This window comes from Acidovorax cavernicola (assembly GCF_003581445.1).
On the sequence record NZ_QXMN01000001.1, the window covers coordinates 308,192 to 322,260 of the forward strand.

14 protein-coding genes are annotated in these 14,069 nt (G+C 69.5%); 12 read left to right on the plus strand and 2 right to left on the minus strand.

Annotated features, from left to right (window positions below):
- The first annotated feature begins 85 nt into the window (after positions 1 to 85).
- From D3H34_RS01485 to bioD, 8 genes are all read left to right on the plus strand, one after another.
- A complete protein-coding gene (locus D3H34_RS01485; protein WP_119551529.1) occupies positions 86 to 2,422 on the plus strand; it encodes an ATP-dependent DNA helicase in 2,337 nt (778 codons plus the stop codon).
- Entirely contained in the window at positions 2,400 to 3,017 is a 618-nt protein-coding gene (locus D3H34_RS01490) for an alpha-ketoglutarate-dependent dioxygenase AlkB (RefSeq protein ID WP_119551532.1), read from the plus strand. The genes D3H34_RS01485 and D3H34_RS01490 overlap by 23 nt, the downstream gene beginning before the upstream one ends.
- A complete protein-coding gene (locus D3H34_RS01495; RefSeq protein ID WP_119551534.1) occupies positions 3,014 to 3,604 on the plus strand; it encodes a DUF4304 domain-containing protein in 591 nt (196 codons plus the stop codon). Before D3H34_RS01490 ends, D3H34_RS01495 begins: the two co-directional genes overlap by 4 nt.
- A 125-nt stretch (positions 3,605 to 3,729) precedes the next feature.
- Positions 3,730 to 4,041, plus strand: coding sequence for a plasmid stabilization protein (locus D3H34_RS01500; RefSeq protein WP_119551536.1), 312 nt, complete (start codon positions 3,730 to 3,732; stop codon positions 4,039 to 4,041).
- 12 nt (positions 4,042 to 4,053) lie between these two features.
- Positions 4,054 to 4,920, plus strand: coding sequence for an NmrA family NAD(P)-binding protein (locus D3H34_RS01505; protein ID WP_119551538.1), 867 nt, complete (start codon positions 4,054 to 4,056; stop codon positions 4,918 to 4,920).
- A 340-nt stretch (positions 4,921 to 5,260) separates the two neighbouring features.
- Complete coding sequence (gene bioA / locus D3H34_RS01510) at positions 5,261 to 6,658, plus strand: adenosylmethionine--8-amino-7-oxononanoate transaminase (protein WP_119551540.1); 1,398 nt, start codon at positions 5,261 to 5,263, stop codon at positions 6,656 to 6,658.
- Entirely contained in the window at positions 6,642 to 7,874 is a 1,233-nt protein-coding gene (gene bioF / locus D3H34_RS01515; RefSeq protein WP_119551542.1) for an 8-amino-7-oxononanoate synthase, read from the plus strand. Before bioA ends, bioF begins: the two co-directional genes overlap by 17 nt.
- Positions 7,871 to 8,656 (plus strand): dethiobiotin synthase, encoded by a 786-nt coding sequence (bioD, locus tag D3H34_RS01520; protein ID WP_119551544.1) that lies wholly within the window; start codon positions 7,871 to 7,873, stop codon positions 8,654 to 8,656. Before bioF ends, bioD begins: the two co-directional genes overlap by 4 nt.
- Here bioD and D3H34_RS01525 read toward each other — a convergent pair.
- A complete protein-coding gene (locus tag D3H34_RS01525; RefSeq protein WP_119551546.1) occupies positions 8,639 to 9,691 on the minus strand; it encodes an aldo/keto reductase in 1,053 nt (350 codons plus the stop codon). The genes bioD and D3H34_RS01525 overlap by 18 nt on opposite strands.
- A 246-nt stretch (positions 9,692 to 9,937) precedes the next feature.
- On the opposite strand from D3H34_RS01525, the gene D3H34_RS01530 reads away from it, so the two are divergent.
- On the plus strand, positions 9,938 to 10,921 hold the full coding sequence (locus tag D3H34_RS01530; protein WP_119551548.1) for an AraC family transcriptional regulator: 984 nt from the start codon (positions 9,938 to 9,940) through the stop codon (positions 10,919 to 10,921).
- 175 nt (positions 10,922 to 11,096) lie between these two features.
- Positions 11,097 to 12,326, plus strand: a complete 1,230-nt coding sequence (locus tag D3H34_RS01535; RefSeq protein WP_119551550.1) for an SAM-dependent methyltransferase — start codon at positions 11,097 to 11,099, stop codon at positions 12,324 to 12,326.
- Positions 12,327 to 12,359: 33 nt separating this feature from the next.
- On the opposite strand, the gene D3H34_RS01540 is transcribed toward D3H34_RS01535, so the two are convergent.
- Positions 12,360 to 12,566 (minus strand): dodecin, encoded by a 207-nt coding sequence (locus tag D3H34_RS01540; RefSeq protein ID WP_062482179.1) that lies wholly within the window; start codon positions 12,564 to 12,566, stop codon positions 12,360 to 12,362.
- A 179-nt stretch (positions 12,567 to 12,745) separates the two neighbouring features.
- Between D3H34_RS01540 and D3H34_RS01545 the strand changes: the two genes are divergently transcribed.
- A complete protein-coding gene (locus D3H34_RS01545) occupies positions 12,746 to 12,946 on the plus strand; it encodes a hypothetical protein (protein ID WP_119551552.1) in 201 nt (66 codons plus the stop codon).
- A 113-nt stretch (positions 12,947 to 13,059) separates the two neighbouring features.
- The gene (locus D3H34_RS01550; protein WP_119551554.1) at positions 13,060 to 14,067 is read left to right on the plus strand and encodes an LLM class flavin-dependent oxidoreductase; all 1,008 of its coding nucleotides are present in this window, start codon (positions 13,060 to 13,062) and stop codon (positions 14,065 to 14,067) included.
- Positions 14,068 to 14,069: the final 2 nt, after the last annotated feature.

The window sequence follows — 14,069 nt, forward strand, 5'->3', positions numbered from 1 at the left end:
TCGGAGAAGACCCCGATACCGTTTTGTGTGACGTATTGCCGCATTGGGCGCCCGGTATACTGTTATTTCATACAGTATCGGCGGCATGCCTCCCGAACCCCATTCCATCCCGTCCGCCACGGCCTCTGCCGCGGTGCCGGCGGTGCACGTCGTGTCCGTCAAGGCCTTGTGCGCGTTCGGCGCCAAGGCCGGCGACCTTGACCTGCGCTTCGTGCCCGCACCCAGCGCGCTCGAAGGCATGGCCGGCCATGCGCTGGTGCAGGCCCGGCGCGGCGGCGACTACCGCAGCGAAGTGCCGCTGGACAGCACCTGCGGCAACTTGCGCGTGCGTGGCCGCGCAGACGGCTACGACCCCGCACAGGCGCGGGTGGAAGAAATCAAGACCTTCCGCGGCGACTTCGACGCCATCCGCGCCAACCACCGCGCCCTGCACTGGGCGCAGGTGCGCTGCTACGGCTCGATGCTCTGCGCGCAGGAAGGGCACGACAGCCTGACCGTCGCGCTGGTCTACCTCGACCTGGCCAGCGGCGACGAGACCGTGCTGGAGGAGCACCACACCCGCGACACCCTGCGCACGCACTTCGAAGCCCTGTGCGCGACCTACAGCGACTGGGCACGGCGCGAGGCCGGGCACCGCGCCACGCTCGACGAGGCGCTGGCGCGGCTCGAGTTTCCCCACGCCGCCTTCCGCACCGGCCAGCGCGAACTGGCCGAGGCGGTCTACCGCGCCGCCGTCGGCAAGCGCTGCCTGCTGGCGCAGGCGCCCACGGGCATCGGCAAGACGCTGGCCACGCTCTTTCCGCTGCTCAAGGCGCGGGCGGCGCACCGGCTCGACAAGGTGTTCTTCCTCACCGCCAAGACCTCCGGCCGGCCCGTGGCGCTCGACGCGCTGCGGGTGCTGGGGCAGGGCGGCGCACGCCCGCGCGTGCTCGAGCTGGCCGCCCGCGAGAAGGTCTGCGAGTACCCCGACCGCGCCTGCCACGGCGAGGCCTGCCCGCTGGCGCGCGGCTTCTACGACCGCCTGCCCGCCGCGCGCGCCGAGGCCGCGCAGGTCGGCTGGCTCGACCGCGAGGCCCTGCGGCGGGTCGCGCTCACACACGAGGTGTGTCCCTATTTCCTGGCCCAGGAAATGACGCACTGGAGCGACGTCATCGTGGGCGACTACAACTACTACTTCGACGGCAGCGCCTTCCTGTTCGCCGGCATGAAGGACGCCGGCTGGCGTGTCGCCGTGCTGGTCGACGAGGCCCACAACCTGCTGGAGCGGGCGCGCGGCATGTACACCGCCAGCCTCGAAGGCGGGGCGCTCGAAGAAGCGCACCGCGCCGCGCCCGCCGCCGTGCGCGGTCCGCTGGCGCGTCTGTTCCGCGAATGGGACACGCTGCAGCAGGCGCAGACCGCCGACTACGACACCGCCGACGAGATCCCCGAGCGCTTCCTGCGCACGCTGCAGGCCGCCAACACCGCGATGGCCGAGCACTTCGCGGCCACGCCCGACGCGGCGCAGGGCCCGCTGCAGCGCTTCTTCTTCGACGCGCTGCATTTCGCGCGGCTGGCCGAGGCCTTCGACGACCACTCGGTGTTCGAGCGCACGCTGGGCGCTACGCAGGAGCAGCGCAGCCTGGCGATCCGCAACCTCGTGCCTGGTCCGTTCCTCGAAGGCCGCTTCGCCGACGCTGTGTCGGTCACCTGCTTCTCGGGCACGCTCGCGCCGTTCGCGTTCTACCGCGACGCGCTCGGCCTGCCCGAAGACACGGCACTGCTCGACGTGGCGTCGCCGTTCCACAGCCGGCAGTTGCGCGTCGAAGTGGCGACGGACGTCTCCACGCGCTTTCGCGACCGCGCCGGCTCGTTGCGCCATGTGGCGGACATCATCGGCGCGCAGTTCGAACGCCTTCCCGGCAACTACCTGGCCTTCTTCAGCAGCTTCGACTACCTCGACAAGGCCTGCGCAGCGTTCTCGCGGCGCCACCCCGGCGTGCCCGTGTGGGCGCAGACGCGCGGCATGCGCGAGGCCGACCGCCACGGCTTCGTCGCACGCTTCGAGGAAGGCGGGCAGGGCATCGGCTTCGCCGTACTCGGCGGGGCCTTCGGCGAGGGCATCGACCTGCCGGGCAGCCGGTTGATCGGCGCCTTCGTCGCGAGCCTGGGGCTGCCCCAGTACAACGCGCTGAACGAGATCACGCGCGAGCGCATGCAGTCGCGCTTCGGCAAGGGCTACGAATACACGTACCTCTATCCGGGCCTGCAGAAGGTGGTGCAGGCCGCGGGCCGCGTGATCCGCACCGAGGCCGACGTGGGCGTGCTGCACCTGCTCGACGACCGCTTTGCACGCGCCGAAATCCGCGAGCTGCTGCCGGCCTGGTGGCATGTGCAACTGGCCGGGGAGGCTGAAGAAGATGCGCGCCATCCGACGCCTTGAGCATGCCGGCCAGCCCGACCTGTTCGGCGAGGCGCCTGCCGCGGCCATCGAGGGCCTGCGTTACGACACGGAATTCCTGTCACACGAGGACGAGGCCAGCCTGCTGCGCATCGTGCAGCGCCTGCCGCTCAAGGAGATGCGCTACAAGGAATACACCGCGCGCCGCCGCGGCACCAGCTTCGGCGGCAGTTACGACTTCGACACCAACCGCCTGAAACCCGGCGCGCCGCTGCCCGAGGCGCTGCACCCGCTGCGCGCGAAGGCGGCAGCCTGGGCCGGCGTCGCTCCCGAAGACCTCACCCACATGCTCATCGCCGAGTACCGCCCCGGCACGCCGCTGGGCTGGCACCGCGACGTGCCCGACTTCGAGGACATCGTCGGCGTCTCGCTGCACGGCGACGCGGTGATGCAGTTCCGGCCGTACGTGCCGGGCGGGCCCGCTTCGGGGCCGGCTGCGCTCGAAATCCTCGTCGAGCCGCGCTCCGTGTACCTGCTGCGCGGGCCGGCGCGCTGGGCATGGCAACATGCCATCGCGCCGACCGAGGCGCTGCGCTATTCGATCACCCTGCGCACCCGGAGAACACGCGCGCCATGAACCGCACCACCTTTCTCAAGCTGCTCACGCAACACCTTTTTCCCGTGCTGAAGGCCGAAGGCTTCCAGGGTTCGGGCCAGACGCTGCGGCGCATCGATGGGCCCGTGATCCACGTCTTCAACGTGCAGGGCGCCAGCGGCGGCAAGGCCTGCTACCTGAACCTCGGCGCGCACCTGGACTTCCTGCCACCCGAGGGCGGCTCGCCGGTGGCGCCCGATGCCCTGGAGGAGTCGCACTGCGTGTTTCGCGACCGCCTGGACCCACCGCCCGGCGCTGCGTTCGGATGGGCCTACGGCACCACCAGGGAGCAGGCCGAGGAAAACATCGCATTCATCGTGAGCGAGTGGGAAGGCCCTGGGCGGGCCTTCTTCGCCCGGCACGGCAGCTACCCGCAAGGCTTCGCGCAGATGTTGACCGAGACCGATCCGAACGGGATCCATGCGCGAACCGCCTTGCACCTCGCACGGATTGCTGTCCACCTGGGCGACCGGGCACGGGCACAGGCCCTGGTCGATGCGGGCCTGGCGCGGGCGCCGGAGCGGGCCACGGCCTTGAAGGCAGAGCTCGCGCAAGTGCTGCCGGCCTAGCAAATAAATCGGCAGCAGCGCACGCCAGACTGCGCTGACGCACAGCGCATGCCTCTTCCGACCCACGGGGCGGCACAGGCGACCAGCATGAAGGCTTCTTTCTTTCCTCCCGAAGGAGCGCTGACATGCCAAGAGGTGACAAGTCGTCCTACACGGACAAGCAGAAACGCAAGGCCGAGCACATCGAGGAAGGCTACGAGCATCGCGGCGTGGCCAAGGGCGAGGCCGAGCGCCGCGCCTGGGCCACGGTGAATGCCGAGAGCGGCGGTGGCAAGAAGAGCGGCTCGGGCCGCGGCAAGTCCGAGAACCACGGGCCTTCGCGCAAGGGTGGTCGCCTGGGCGGCGCCGCGGCCGCGAATCGCACCGCTGCCGAGCGGTCGGCGTCCGCGAAGAAGGGCGCCGCCACGCGCAAGCGCAATGCCGAAAAGCGCAGCTAGCAGGGGCACGCCATGCACATCATTCTGGGTGCGACGGGCCATGTCGGCTCGGCACTGGCACAAGCGCTCCTGGCGCAGAACCAGCCCGTGACGCTGGTCACGCGCGACGCCCGAAAGACCCGGGCACAGCAGGACAAGGGCGCGCGGGTGGCGCAGGTCGACGTGTTCGACACGGCCGCGCTGCACCGCGTGATCCAGAACGGCACGCGGCTGTTCGTGCTCAACCCGCCGGCGGCGCCGTCGACCGACACGGTGGCCGAGGAACACCGCAGCCTGCGCGCGATCCTGGCCGCGGTCGAAGGCTGCAAGCTCGAAAAGATCGTTGCCGCGTCGACCTACGGCGCGCAGCCCGGCGAGGGCATCGGCGACCTGAGCGTGCTGTACGACATGGAACAGGCACTGGCCGCTGGGCCCGTGCCGCTCAGCGTGCAGCGCGCGGCCTACTACATGAGCAACTGGGACGCTTCCCTCGAGACCGCGCGCAACGAAGGCAAGGTGCACAGCATGTACCCGCCCGACTTCAAGCTGCCGATGGTGGCCCCGCACGACATCGGCGAGTTCGCGGCCCGGCTGATGCTGGCCCCGCCCGAATCCTTCGGGCTGCACCATGTCGAAGGGCCGGCGGCGTATTCGTCGGCGGACGTGGCGGCTGCCTTCGCGGCTGCGCTGGACCGGCCGGTCGAAGCGGTGCAGACGCCGCCCGCGCAGTGGGAGCAGGCTTTCCGGTCGATGGGGTTCTCCGAGCCGGCGGCGAAGTCCTATGTCGCCATGACACGGCTCACGCTCGATGAGGCCTACGAGCCGGCACAAGCGCCGAATCGCGGGGCCATTTCACTGGAGGCGTACATCACGGCGCTGGTGAAAAAGCGCAGCGGTTGAGCGGTTCGTTGAAATCAGCCACTGTCGTGTCTGAAAAGCGCGGCCGAGTCGGTCGACACCACGAGAACCGGACATTCGCTCACCATCTTTGGCGGCAGCCGGACAACTTGCAGCGGTGCTTGTCCACGTGCGGCTGGCCCGGCGGCACCGGGCAGCGCGCTCATGCAACGAACGTACGCATTTCACGGCGCAACGTCGCCCAAATTCCCCGGATTGCACCCCGCGAGCACCCGCCCGAAGCGGGTTTGCCGCGCCGTCTTTCCGTCGATACGATCCCGCGCCTTTGCCTTCGTTCCTCTCGACGGCTCAAGCTTTTTTCGGACCAGAAAGGAATGCGCGGGTGTCCTCCACAACGACCGCTTCTTCGAGCGCCAACGCGAACTGGCAGCAGCGCAGCCGTCGCCACGTGTGGCACCCCTGCACCCAGAGCATCCGCCTCGATGTGGCGCCGCCGCTGCCCATCGCGCGCGGCGAGGGCGTCTGGCTGACCGACCACGAAGGCCGGCGCTACCTCGATGCCACCAGCTCGTGGTGGGTCAACCTGTTCGGCCACGCGCACCCGGCGATCAATGCCGCGCTGAAGGCGCAGCTGGACACGCTGCCGCACGTGATGCTCGCCGGCTGCACGCACGCACCGGCGGTCGAGCTGGCCGAGCGGTTGTCGGCGCTCACGGGCCACGCGCTGGGTCATTGCTTCTATGCCTCCGACGGCGCATCGGCCGTAGAGATCGCACTGAAGATGAGCTTCCACGCGTGGCGCAACGCGGGTCGCGCCGACAAGCGCCGCTTCGTCGCGCTGCGCCACGGCTACCACGGCGAAACGCTGGGCGCGCTGCACGTGACCGATGTGCCGGTGTTCCGCGATGCCTACGCACCGCTGCTCGCCAGCGCGCACCTCGTGGCCTCGCCCGACGCGCGCGCTGCCCGGCCCGGCGAAGACGCCGCCGCCGTGGCCAACCGCGCCGCCGACGAACTGGAGGCGCTGCTGGCCGCCGAGCACGACAGCATCGCCGCCGTGATCGTCGAGCCGCTGGTGCAGTGCGCCACCGGCATGGCGATGCACGACCCTGCGTACCTGCGCCGGCTGCGCGCGCTGTGCGACTGCTTCGGCGTGCACCTGATCGCCGACGAGATCGCGGTCGGCTGCGGGCGCACCGGCACCTTCTTCGCGTGCGAGCAGGCCGGCATCTGGCCCGACTTCCTGTGCCTGTCGAAGGGCATCAGCGGCGGCTACCTGCCGCTGGCGCTGGTGATGACGCGCGATGCGATCTACCAGACCTTCGTCGACGACGACGCCGCACGCAGCTTCCTGCATTCGCATTCGTACACCGGCAACGCGCTGGCCTGCCGCGCGGCGCTCGCCACGCTCGACCTGTTCGCGCAGGAAGACGCGCTGAACCGCAACAAGGACCGCGCCGCGCGCCTTTTCGCCCGCTTGCGCGAAGGGCTGGCGGGCGGTTCGCCTGCGGTCGATCACCTGCGCCAGCGCGGAATGATCACGGCCTTCGACGTGCGCGAACCCGGCGCGCGCTTCGCCGAGCGCTTTCACCTCGCGGCGCGCGACCACGGCCTGCTGATGCGGCCCATCGGCGCGACCGTGTACCTGATGCCGCCGTATGCCATCGCCGACGACGAGATCGACCAGCTGGTGGACGGCACGCTCGCGACGCTGCGCACCGTCACCACCGCACCCCATGCCGCCACCGAAGAAGGAATCCGCGATGCTGCGCTTGCTTGAACGCCTGAACGACGAAATCACCGCACTCGACGCGCGCTCGCTGCGCCGTCGTCGGCAGATCGCCGAGACCGCCTGCGCGCCGGAGCAGATCCTCACGCTGGTCGGCGCCGACGCGCCGCGCACCATGCTCGGCTTCAGCAGCAACGATTACCTGGGCCTGGCCGCGCATCCCGCGCTGGCCGAGGCGCTGGCCGAAGGCGCGGTGCGCTACGGCACGGGCAGCGGCGGTTCGCACCTGATCCTGGGGCACTCGCGCGCGCACGCGCAGCTGGAAGACCAGCTCGGCGAGTGGATGGCGCCGCACATTCCCGAGGCGCGCAGCCTGTTCTTCTGCACCGGCTACATGGCCAACCTCGCGGTGCTGTCGGCGCTGGGCGACGGCGAGGCGGTGATCTTCTCGGAGGCGCTGAACCACGCCTCGCTGATCGACGGCACGCGACTGGCGCGCGCCCGCGTGGAGCGCTACCCGCACTGCGACCTTCAGGCGCTCGACGCGCAACTTGCGGCCTGCGACGCGGCGGTCAAGATCATCGTGAGCGACGCCGTCTTCAGCATGGACGGCAACATCGCGCCCGTGGCCGGCCTGCTCGCGCTGGCTGAGCGGCACGACGCCTGGCTGGTGATCGACGATGCGCACGGCTTCGGCGTGCTCGGCGCCACCGGGCGCGGCGCGCTGCAGGCGCTGGGGCTGCGCTCCGAGCGGCTGGTGCTGATCGGCACGCTGGGCAAGGCGGCCGGCGTGTCGGGCGCTTTCGTGGCGGCGCACCGCACTGTGATCGACTTCCTGGTGCAGCGCGCGCGGCCCTACATCTTCACCACGGCCGCGCCGCCCGCCATCGCGCACGCGCTGCTGACCAGCCTGGCCCTCATCGAGGGCGAGGAGGGCATGCGACGGCGCGCGCAACTGCGCGCCCGCATCACCCAGCTGCGCACCGGCCTGAAGCAGGTGTTGCCGGCCGACGGCAGCGCCTGGCTGGCCGACTCGCCGACCGCGATCCAGCCGCTCATCGTGGGCGACAACGCGCGGGCCATGCGGACCATGGAGCGGCTCGACGCGCACGGCCTGCGCGTCGGCGCGATCCGTCCGCCGACCGTGCCTGTGGGCACCGCGCGCCTGCGCATTGCACTGTCGGCCAGCCACACCGAGAGCGACGTGGCGCGCCTGATCGACGCGCTCGGCGAAGCGCTGGCCGGGCCCTGGCTGGAGGCCGCATGACGCGTGAACCCTTCTTGCCGCGAGAGCCCTTGCATCTGCCGCCGCCGCGCCGCTGGTTCGTCACCGGCACCGACACCGGCGTCGGCAAGACGCTGGTGAGCAGCGCCATGCTCGCGCTGCTGGCCGCCTCGGGCTTGCGCGCGGTCGGCATGAAGCCGGTGGCGGCGGGGCTGGACGCCATCGACGACGAATGGCGCAACGAAGACGTCGAGCGCCTGCAGGCGGCCGGCAATGTCGACGCGCCGCTCACCTGGCGTTGCCCCTATGTGCTGAAGGCGCCGATGTCGCCGCACCTGGCGGCGCGGGAAGAGGGCGTGCAGGTCGAGCTGCCCGTGCTGCTCGATGCCTTCGAGCGGCTGTCCGCGCAGGCCGATGCGGTGGTGGTGGAGGGCGTGGGCGGCTTTTGTGTGCCGTTGGGCGACGACCTGGACACGGCCGACCTCGCGGTGGCGCTCGATCTGCCCGTGATCCTCGTCGTCGGGCTGCGCCTGGGCTGCCTCAACCACGCGCTGCTGACCGCCGAGGCGATCCGTGCGCGCGGGTTGGTGCTTGCAGGTTGGGTCGCGAGCGTGGTCGATCCGCAGATGCTCTCGCCCGAAGGCAACCTGCAGACGCTGCGCGCCCGGCTCGGCGCGCCGCTGCTGGGCGTGGTGCCGCACCTGGAGGCACCCGAGGCCGCGCGCGCGGCTGAGCACATCGACCTGCGCGCGTTGCGTGCGAGTGCGGCCCACGCTGCGCGGCGGGGCGAGGTTGCACTGAGCGTGTCAGCCGCGGCGGCCTGAATCGGCCAGTCGCTGGGCGCGCACGCCGCCCTGGCGCGCCAGCATCCAGCCGGGGTACTCGGGCGCTAGCGCGCTCGCCTTGTCGAGCGCCGCGAGTTCGTCGGCCGTGAGCCGCACTTCGGTGGCGGCGATGTTGTCGTCGAGCTGGTCGATGCGCTTGGCGCCGACGATCACGCTGGTCACCACCGGCTGGTGCAGCAGCCAGGCCAGCGCGATCTGCGCCACCGACACGCCGCGCGGCTGCGCGAACTGGCGCATCAGGTCGATGCAGTCGTAGGCGCGTTCCACGTTCACCGGCGGAAAGTCGAAGCTTGCGCGGCGGCTGCCTTCCGCGGTGGCCGTGTGGCGGTCGACCTTGCCGCTCAGCAGGCCGCCGGCCAGCGGGCTCCAGACCATCAGGCCGAGCTGCTCGCTGCGCAGCATCGGCACCAGCTCGCGCTCCAGGTCGCGCCCGGCGACGGTGTAGTAGGCCTGCAGCGACTCGAAGCGCGCGAGCCGGTCGCGCTCGGCGATGCCCAGGGCCTTGGCGATCTGCCATGCAGCCCAGTTCGAGACACCCACGTAGCGCACATGGCCCTGGCGCACGAGGTCGTCGAGTGCGCGTACCGTTTCCTCGATGGGCGTGAGCGGGTCGGTGCCGTGGATCTGGTACAGGTCGATGTGGTCCAGCTGCAGCCGCTTCAGGCTGGCCTTCACGCCGTCCATGATGTGATAGCGCGAGGCGCCGGCCGAGTTCACGCCCTTGCTGCCGGTCTCGCCGAGCACCTTGGTCGCGACCACCACGCGGTCGCGCGGCACCTGAAGGTTCTTCAGCGCCTGGCCGGTGATGGTTTCGGAGAGGCCGTCGGAGTACACGTCGGCCGTGTCGATGAAGTTGATGCCTGCGTCGAGCGAGCGGCCGAGCAGACCTTCGGCCTCGCTCTGCTGCAGCTGGCCGATGTGCTCCCAGATGCCCGGCGCGCCGCCGAAGGTCATCGTGCCGAGGCAGAGTTCGGAAACCAGGAGGCCGGTGCGGCCGAATTTGCGGTATTGCATCGAAAGTTGTCCTTTGCGTGAGGAGGGGGCCGTCCGGCTTTCGCGATCCGCAGAAATGCCGGTGGTCGCGAAAAAGTATCCGGCCGGCGGCACCCGGCGGGTGAGCGCGTTCCTGCAAAGTCTTTGCCTATTTCTCCAGACCTCGCGCCGGGGCCGTGCAGATTGGAGGGCGCGGCGCTAAGCTGCGGGCAGCCCAATCCTCCATGGCCGCCGTCCAAGCGTGCCCCTTCTTCAGAGGCTCACCCAATGTCTGACGAAACCCCCGACACCGCCACCGTCCTCGCCATGCCGATGCCGCTGGAGCCCGAACTCGACGCCGCCCGCGAAGAGCTGGTGCAGCTCATCCGCCACATCACACGCGGGCAGGACGGCACGGTGGAATGCGCCGTGCCCGGCCTGCAGGTGCACTGCATCAGCAAGCCCGACGGCCCCAAGCACGGCTTCGCCACGCCGGCGCTGGGCCTCATCGCGCAGGGCTCCAAGCGGATCATCGTAGGCGACGACATCTACGTGTACGACCCGATGAACTACCTCGTCACCTCGGTCGACCTGCCGGTGTGCGGGCAGGTATGTGTCACCAGCGAGAACGAGCCCTACCTGGGCGTGCGGCTGGAGCTGGCGGTCGACGAGATCGGCGACCTCATCGGCGACGAGAAGCTGCCGGCCAAGGCCAATGCTCCGGCGTCGCGCGGCATGTACGTCAACCGCATCGCCATGCCGGTGCTGGAGCCGGTGCTGCGTCTGCTGCGGCTGCTCGACACGCCCGAAGACATTCCGATCATGGCGCCGATGATCAAGCGCGAGATCATGTACCGCCTGCTGGTGAACGGCGAGGGCGCGCGGCTGCGGCAGATCGCGCTGCACGACAGCCACACGCAGCGCATCGCCAAGGCCATCAGCGCGCTGCGCACGAACTACGCGCAATCGCTGCGCGTGGAAGACATGGCGCGTGCAGTGCACATGAGCGTGTCGTCGTTCCACCATCATTTCAAGGCCGTGACAGCGATGAGTCCGCTGCAGTACCAGAAGCAGCTGCGCCTGCAGGAGGCGCGCCGCCAGATGCTGATCGCCGGCACCGACGTGGCGAGCGCCGCGCACAACGTGGGCTACGAAAGCCCTTCGCAGTTCGCGCGCGAATACGGCCGCATGTTCGGCGCGCCGCCGCTGCGCGACAAGCGCCGCTGGCTCGGCGAGGCCGGCAACGACGCGACCTCGATGGAAGCTGCATAAAGCACTACATCGCATCGCACAGGCTTTGCATCGCGCCTGTGCGCCTATAGCACCTGGCGCGATTTCTTGCGTCGTCGCGGCCATGCAGGTTTCGCGAAATCTCGCTATCGTTTTGTTCGCTGCAGCACCCGCCCGCCCATGAAAGCGGGGACTACTCAACAACTCGGAGAGATGCATGCTTTGGGAAAAGAAGCTGGCGCAGTGGAGCGCCGCCGTCCGCGCACGGGCAAACCTGCCCGCGCGGCTCACCCTGTGGGACGGCCAGTCCTACGACTTCGGTGACTTCAGCGGGCCGGCGGTCACGCTGCATGTGAAGACGCCCGCGGCGCTGTCGCTGATGCTGCAGCCCACGCTCGACAACCTGGGCGAGGCCTACGTCAAGAGCAAGATCGACATCGAGGGCAAGCTCAGCGACGTGATCGACATCGCCTACGGCCTGGCGAAGACCTCGCTCGACAAGCCCGGCGGCGCGCTGCAGAACATGGCGCGCTACTTCGCGCACAGCAAGTCGTCGGACAAGAAATCCATCGAGTACCACTACGACGTGTCGAACGCGTTCTACCAGCTGTGGCTCGACGCGAACATGGTCTATTCATGCGCCTACTTCGAGAACGGCGACGAAGACCTGGCCACCGCGCAACTGAAGAAGATCGACCACATCCTCACCAAGATCGAACTCAAGCCGGGCCAGACATTGCTCGACATCGGCTGCGGCTGGGGCGCGCTGGTGATTCGCGCGGCGCAGAAGTTCGGCGCGCGCTGCGTGGGCGTCACGCTGTCGCAGAACCAGTTCGACATGGCGACCGAACGCGTGAAGGCCGCAGGGCTGCAGGACCGCATCGAGATCCGCCTGCAGGACTACCGCGACGTGACCGGCCAGTTCGACCGCATCACCAGCGTGGGCATGTTCGAGCACGTGGGCCGCAAGAACCTGCCCGACTACTTCAAGCGCGTGCAGCAGCTGCTGGCCGACGACGGCATCGTCATGAACCACGGCATCACCTCGTCCGACCCCGAGGGCGGCGGCGTGTCGTATGGCGGCGGCGACTTCATCGACCGCTACGTATTCCCCAACGGCGAGCTTCCGCACATCAGCCTGGCGCTGCAGGCCATGCAACAGGGCGGGCTCGAAGCCTTCGACGTGGAGAACCTGCGCCGCCACTACGCGCAGACTTTGCGCCACTGGAGCGACGCCTACGAAGCCCACGCCGACGAGGCGCGCGCGCTCGTCGACGAAGAGAAGTTCCGCATCTGGCGCGTGTACCTCGCGGGCTGCGCCTACGCCTTCGAGAACGACGACGTGGCGATCTACCAGATCGTCGGGCGCAAGGCGGGCAGGGCGGCCAGCACGCTGCCGTGGTCGCGCCGTTTTATCTACGAAGGCACGTCCGCGCTGCGCGCCTGAGCGGCCAGGGCCGCGCCGCGGCCCTGGGTTCGGCTATTCGAGCGTGAAGCCGATCTTCACCGTCACCTGCCAGTGCGCGACCTTGCCGTCCACCACGTGGCCGCGCGTCTCGGTGACGGTGAACCACTGGATGTTGCGCACCGTCTCGTGCGCCTTCGCGATGGCGGTCTGCACCGCATCCTCGATGCTGGTCTTGGACGAGCCGGTCAGCTCGAGCGACTTGTAGACATGGTTCGACATGGTGCTTGCTCCTTGGGTGGGTTCGCATCCATCGTAGTCAGTGCGAGGGGGGCGGCGCAACCCTCGGGCACCCGGGGATGCGAAGCAAACCGCATCAGGACATTCGCAATCCGTCGTTGGCAAGGGCGGGGGCGCTTCGCAGAATCGGCGGCATCGCTCCCCGGAGAAAACCGCCCGCCATGTCGCTGCACACCTTCGTCTCCTCGTCCCCGGCCGCTCAGGCCCGCCACATCCTCGCGCTGACCGCCATGGCCTGGCGCATCGCGCCGGCATCGCCGCATGAAGTGGCGCGCCGCGCACCGCACGGCCATGTGCCGCTGCGTGTGCGGCGCCGCCAGCACGCGGTCACGCTGGCCGCGTTGCTTCCGCATTCGTGGTGAACGGCGCGAACCCCTCAGATTCCAGATATCGATAGAGGAATTCAGCGCAAACGGCCCGCGCGAGGGCTCGCAGAATTTGAAGCATCTGCTTTCAACGCGCCTCGCCGAACACCGTGTCCTACTTGCTGTCCCTGCTCGACAAGAGCCTGATTCCCGAAGGTGCCGATGCCGCGCAGGCGTTCCAGCACACCATCGCGCTGGCCCAGCGCGCCGAGCGGCTGGGCTACCGGCGCTATTGGCTGGCCGAACACCACGGCAACCGCACGTATGCAGGTTCCGCGCCCGAGGTGCTGGCTTCGCACCTGCTCGCGAAGACCTCGCGCATCCGCATCGGCACTGGCGGCGTGATGCTGCAGCACTACAGCCCGTTCAAGGTGGCCGAGACCTTCAAGGTGCTGGCCTCGCTGGCACCGGGCCGTGTCGACCTGGGCATCGGCAAGGCGCCGGGCGGCCTGCCGCTGACCAGCAAGGCGCTGCAATCGCTGCACGATCCGGTGAAGGCCAAGGCCCTCGATTTCGAAGCGCGCCTGCGCGAACTCGATGCCTTCCTGCACGACGGTGTGGCCGCCGACCATGCCCTGGCGGGTGCCGTCGCCACACCATTCCCGCCGCAGCTGCCGCAGCGCGTGCTGCTCGGTGGCAGCCCTGAAAGTGCGCTGCTTGCGGCGCGGCTGGGCTGGCAGTTCGTCTATGCGGGGCACTTCAACGGCGACCCCGTGAACATCGAGCAATCGATCGACGCCTACCGCACCGCGACCGGACGCGCGCCGTTGCTCGCGCTCTTTGCCTTCGCCGCAGAGACGCATGACGAAGCCGCACAACTGGTGGGTGCGCTGCGCAGCTTCCGCGTGACCTTGCCCACGGGCCAGAGCGTGAACCTGCCGAGCCTCGAAGCCGCCGCCGAGTTCGCGCGGCAGGCTGGCGCGAGCGACTACCGCACCGAGGCGCGGCGCCCGCATGTCATCGCCGGCACTGGCGACGAGGTGCGCGAGGCGCTCGATGCGCTCAGCGCGCGCCACGGCATCGAGGAGTTCGTGATCGACATCCCGGTGGCGAACTTCGCCGCGCGCGCCACGGCGGTCGAGCTGCTGGCGCAGGCCCGCGAACCCGCGCTGGCCTGAGC

Excerpts from the sequence above, each read along its gene's own strand:
- D3H34_RS01485 (WP_119551529.1), top strand. The coding sequence starts at position 86 with ATGCCTCCCGAACCCCATTCCATCCCGTCCGCCACGGCCTCTGCCGCG.
- D3H34_RS01545 (WP_119551552.1), top strand. The coding sequence starts at position 12,746 with ATGTCGCTGCACACCTTCGTCTCCTCGTCCCCGGCCGCTCAGGCCCGC.
- D3H34_RS01530 (WP_119551548.1), top strand. The coding sequence starts at position 9,938 with ATGTCTGACGAAACCCCCGACACCGCCACCGTCCTCGCCATGCCGATG.
- D3H34_RS01535 (WP_119551550.1), top strand. The coding sequence starts at position 11,097 with ATGCTTTGGGAAAAGAAGCTGGCGCAGTGGAGCGCCGCCGTCCGCGCA.
- D3H34_RS01505 (WP_119551538.1), top strand. The coding sequence starts at position 4,054 with ATGCACATCATTCTGGGTGCGACGGGCCATGTCGGCTCGGCACTGGCA.
- D3H34_RS01540 (WP_062482179.1), bottom strand. The coding sequence starts at position 12,566 with ATGTCGAACCATGTCTACAAGTCGCTCGAGCTGACCGGCTCGTCCAAG.
- bioD (WP_119551544.1), top strand. The coding sequence starts at position 7,871 with ATGACGCGTGAACCCTTCTTGCCGCGAGAGCCCTTGCATCTGCCGCCG.
- D3H34_RS01525 (WP_119551546.1), bottom strand. The coding sequence starts at position 9,691 with ATGCAATACCGCAAATTCGGCCGCACCGGCCTCCTGGTTTCCGAACTC.
- D3H34_RS01490 (WP_119551532.1), top strand. The coding sequence starts at position 2,400 with ATGCGCGCCATCCGACGCCTTGAGCATGCCGGCCAGCCCGACCTGTTC.
- D3H34_RS01500 (WP_119551536.1), top strand. The coding sequence starts at position 3,730 with ATGCCAAGAGGTGACAAGTCGTCCTACACGGACAAGCAGAAACGCAAG.
- D3H34_RS01495 (WP_119551534.1), top strand. The coding sequence starts at position 3,014 with ATGAACCGCACCACCTTTCTCAAGCTGCTCACGCAACACCTTTTTCCC.
- bioF (WP_119551542.1), top strand. The coding sequence starts at position 6,642 with ATGCTGCGCTTGCTTGAACGCCTGAACGACGAAATCACCGCACTCGAC.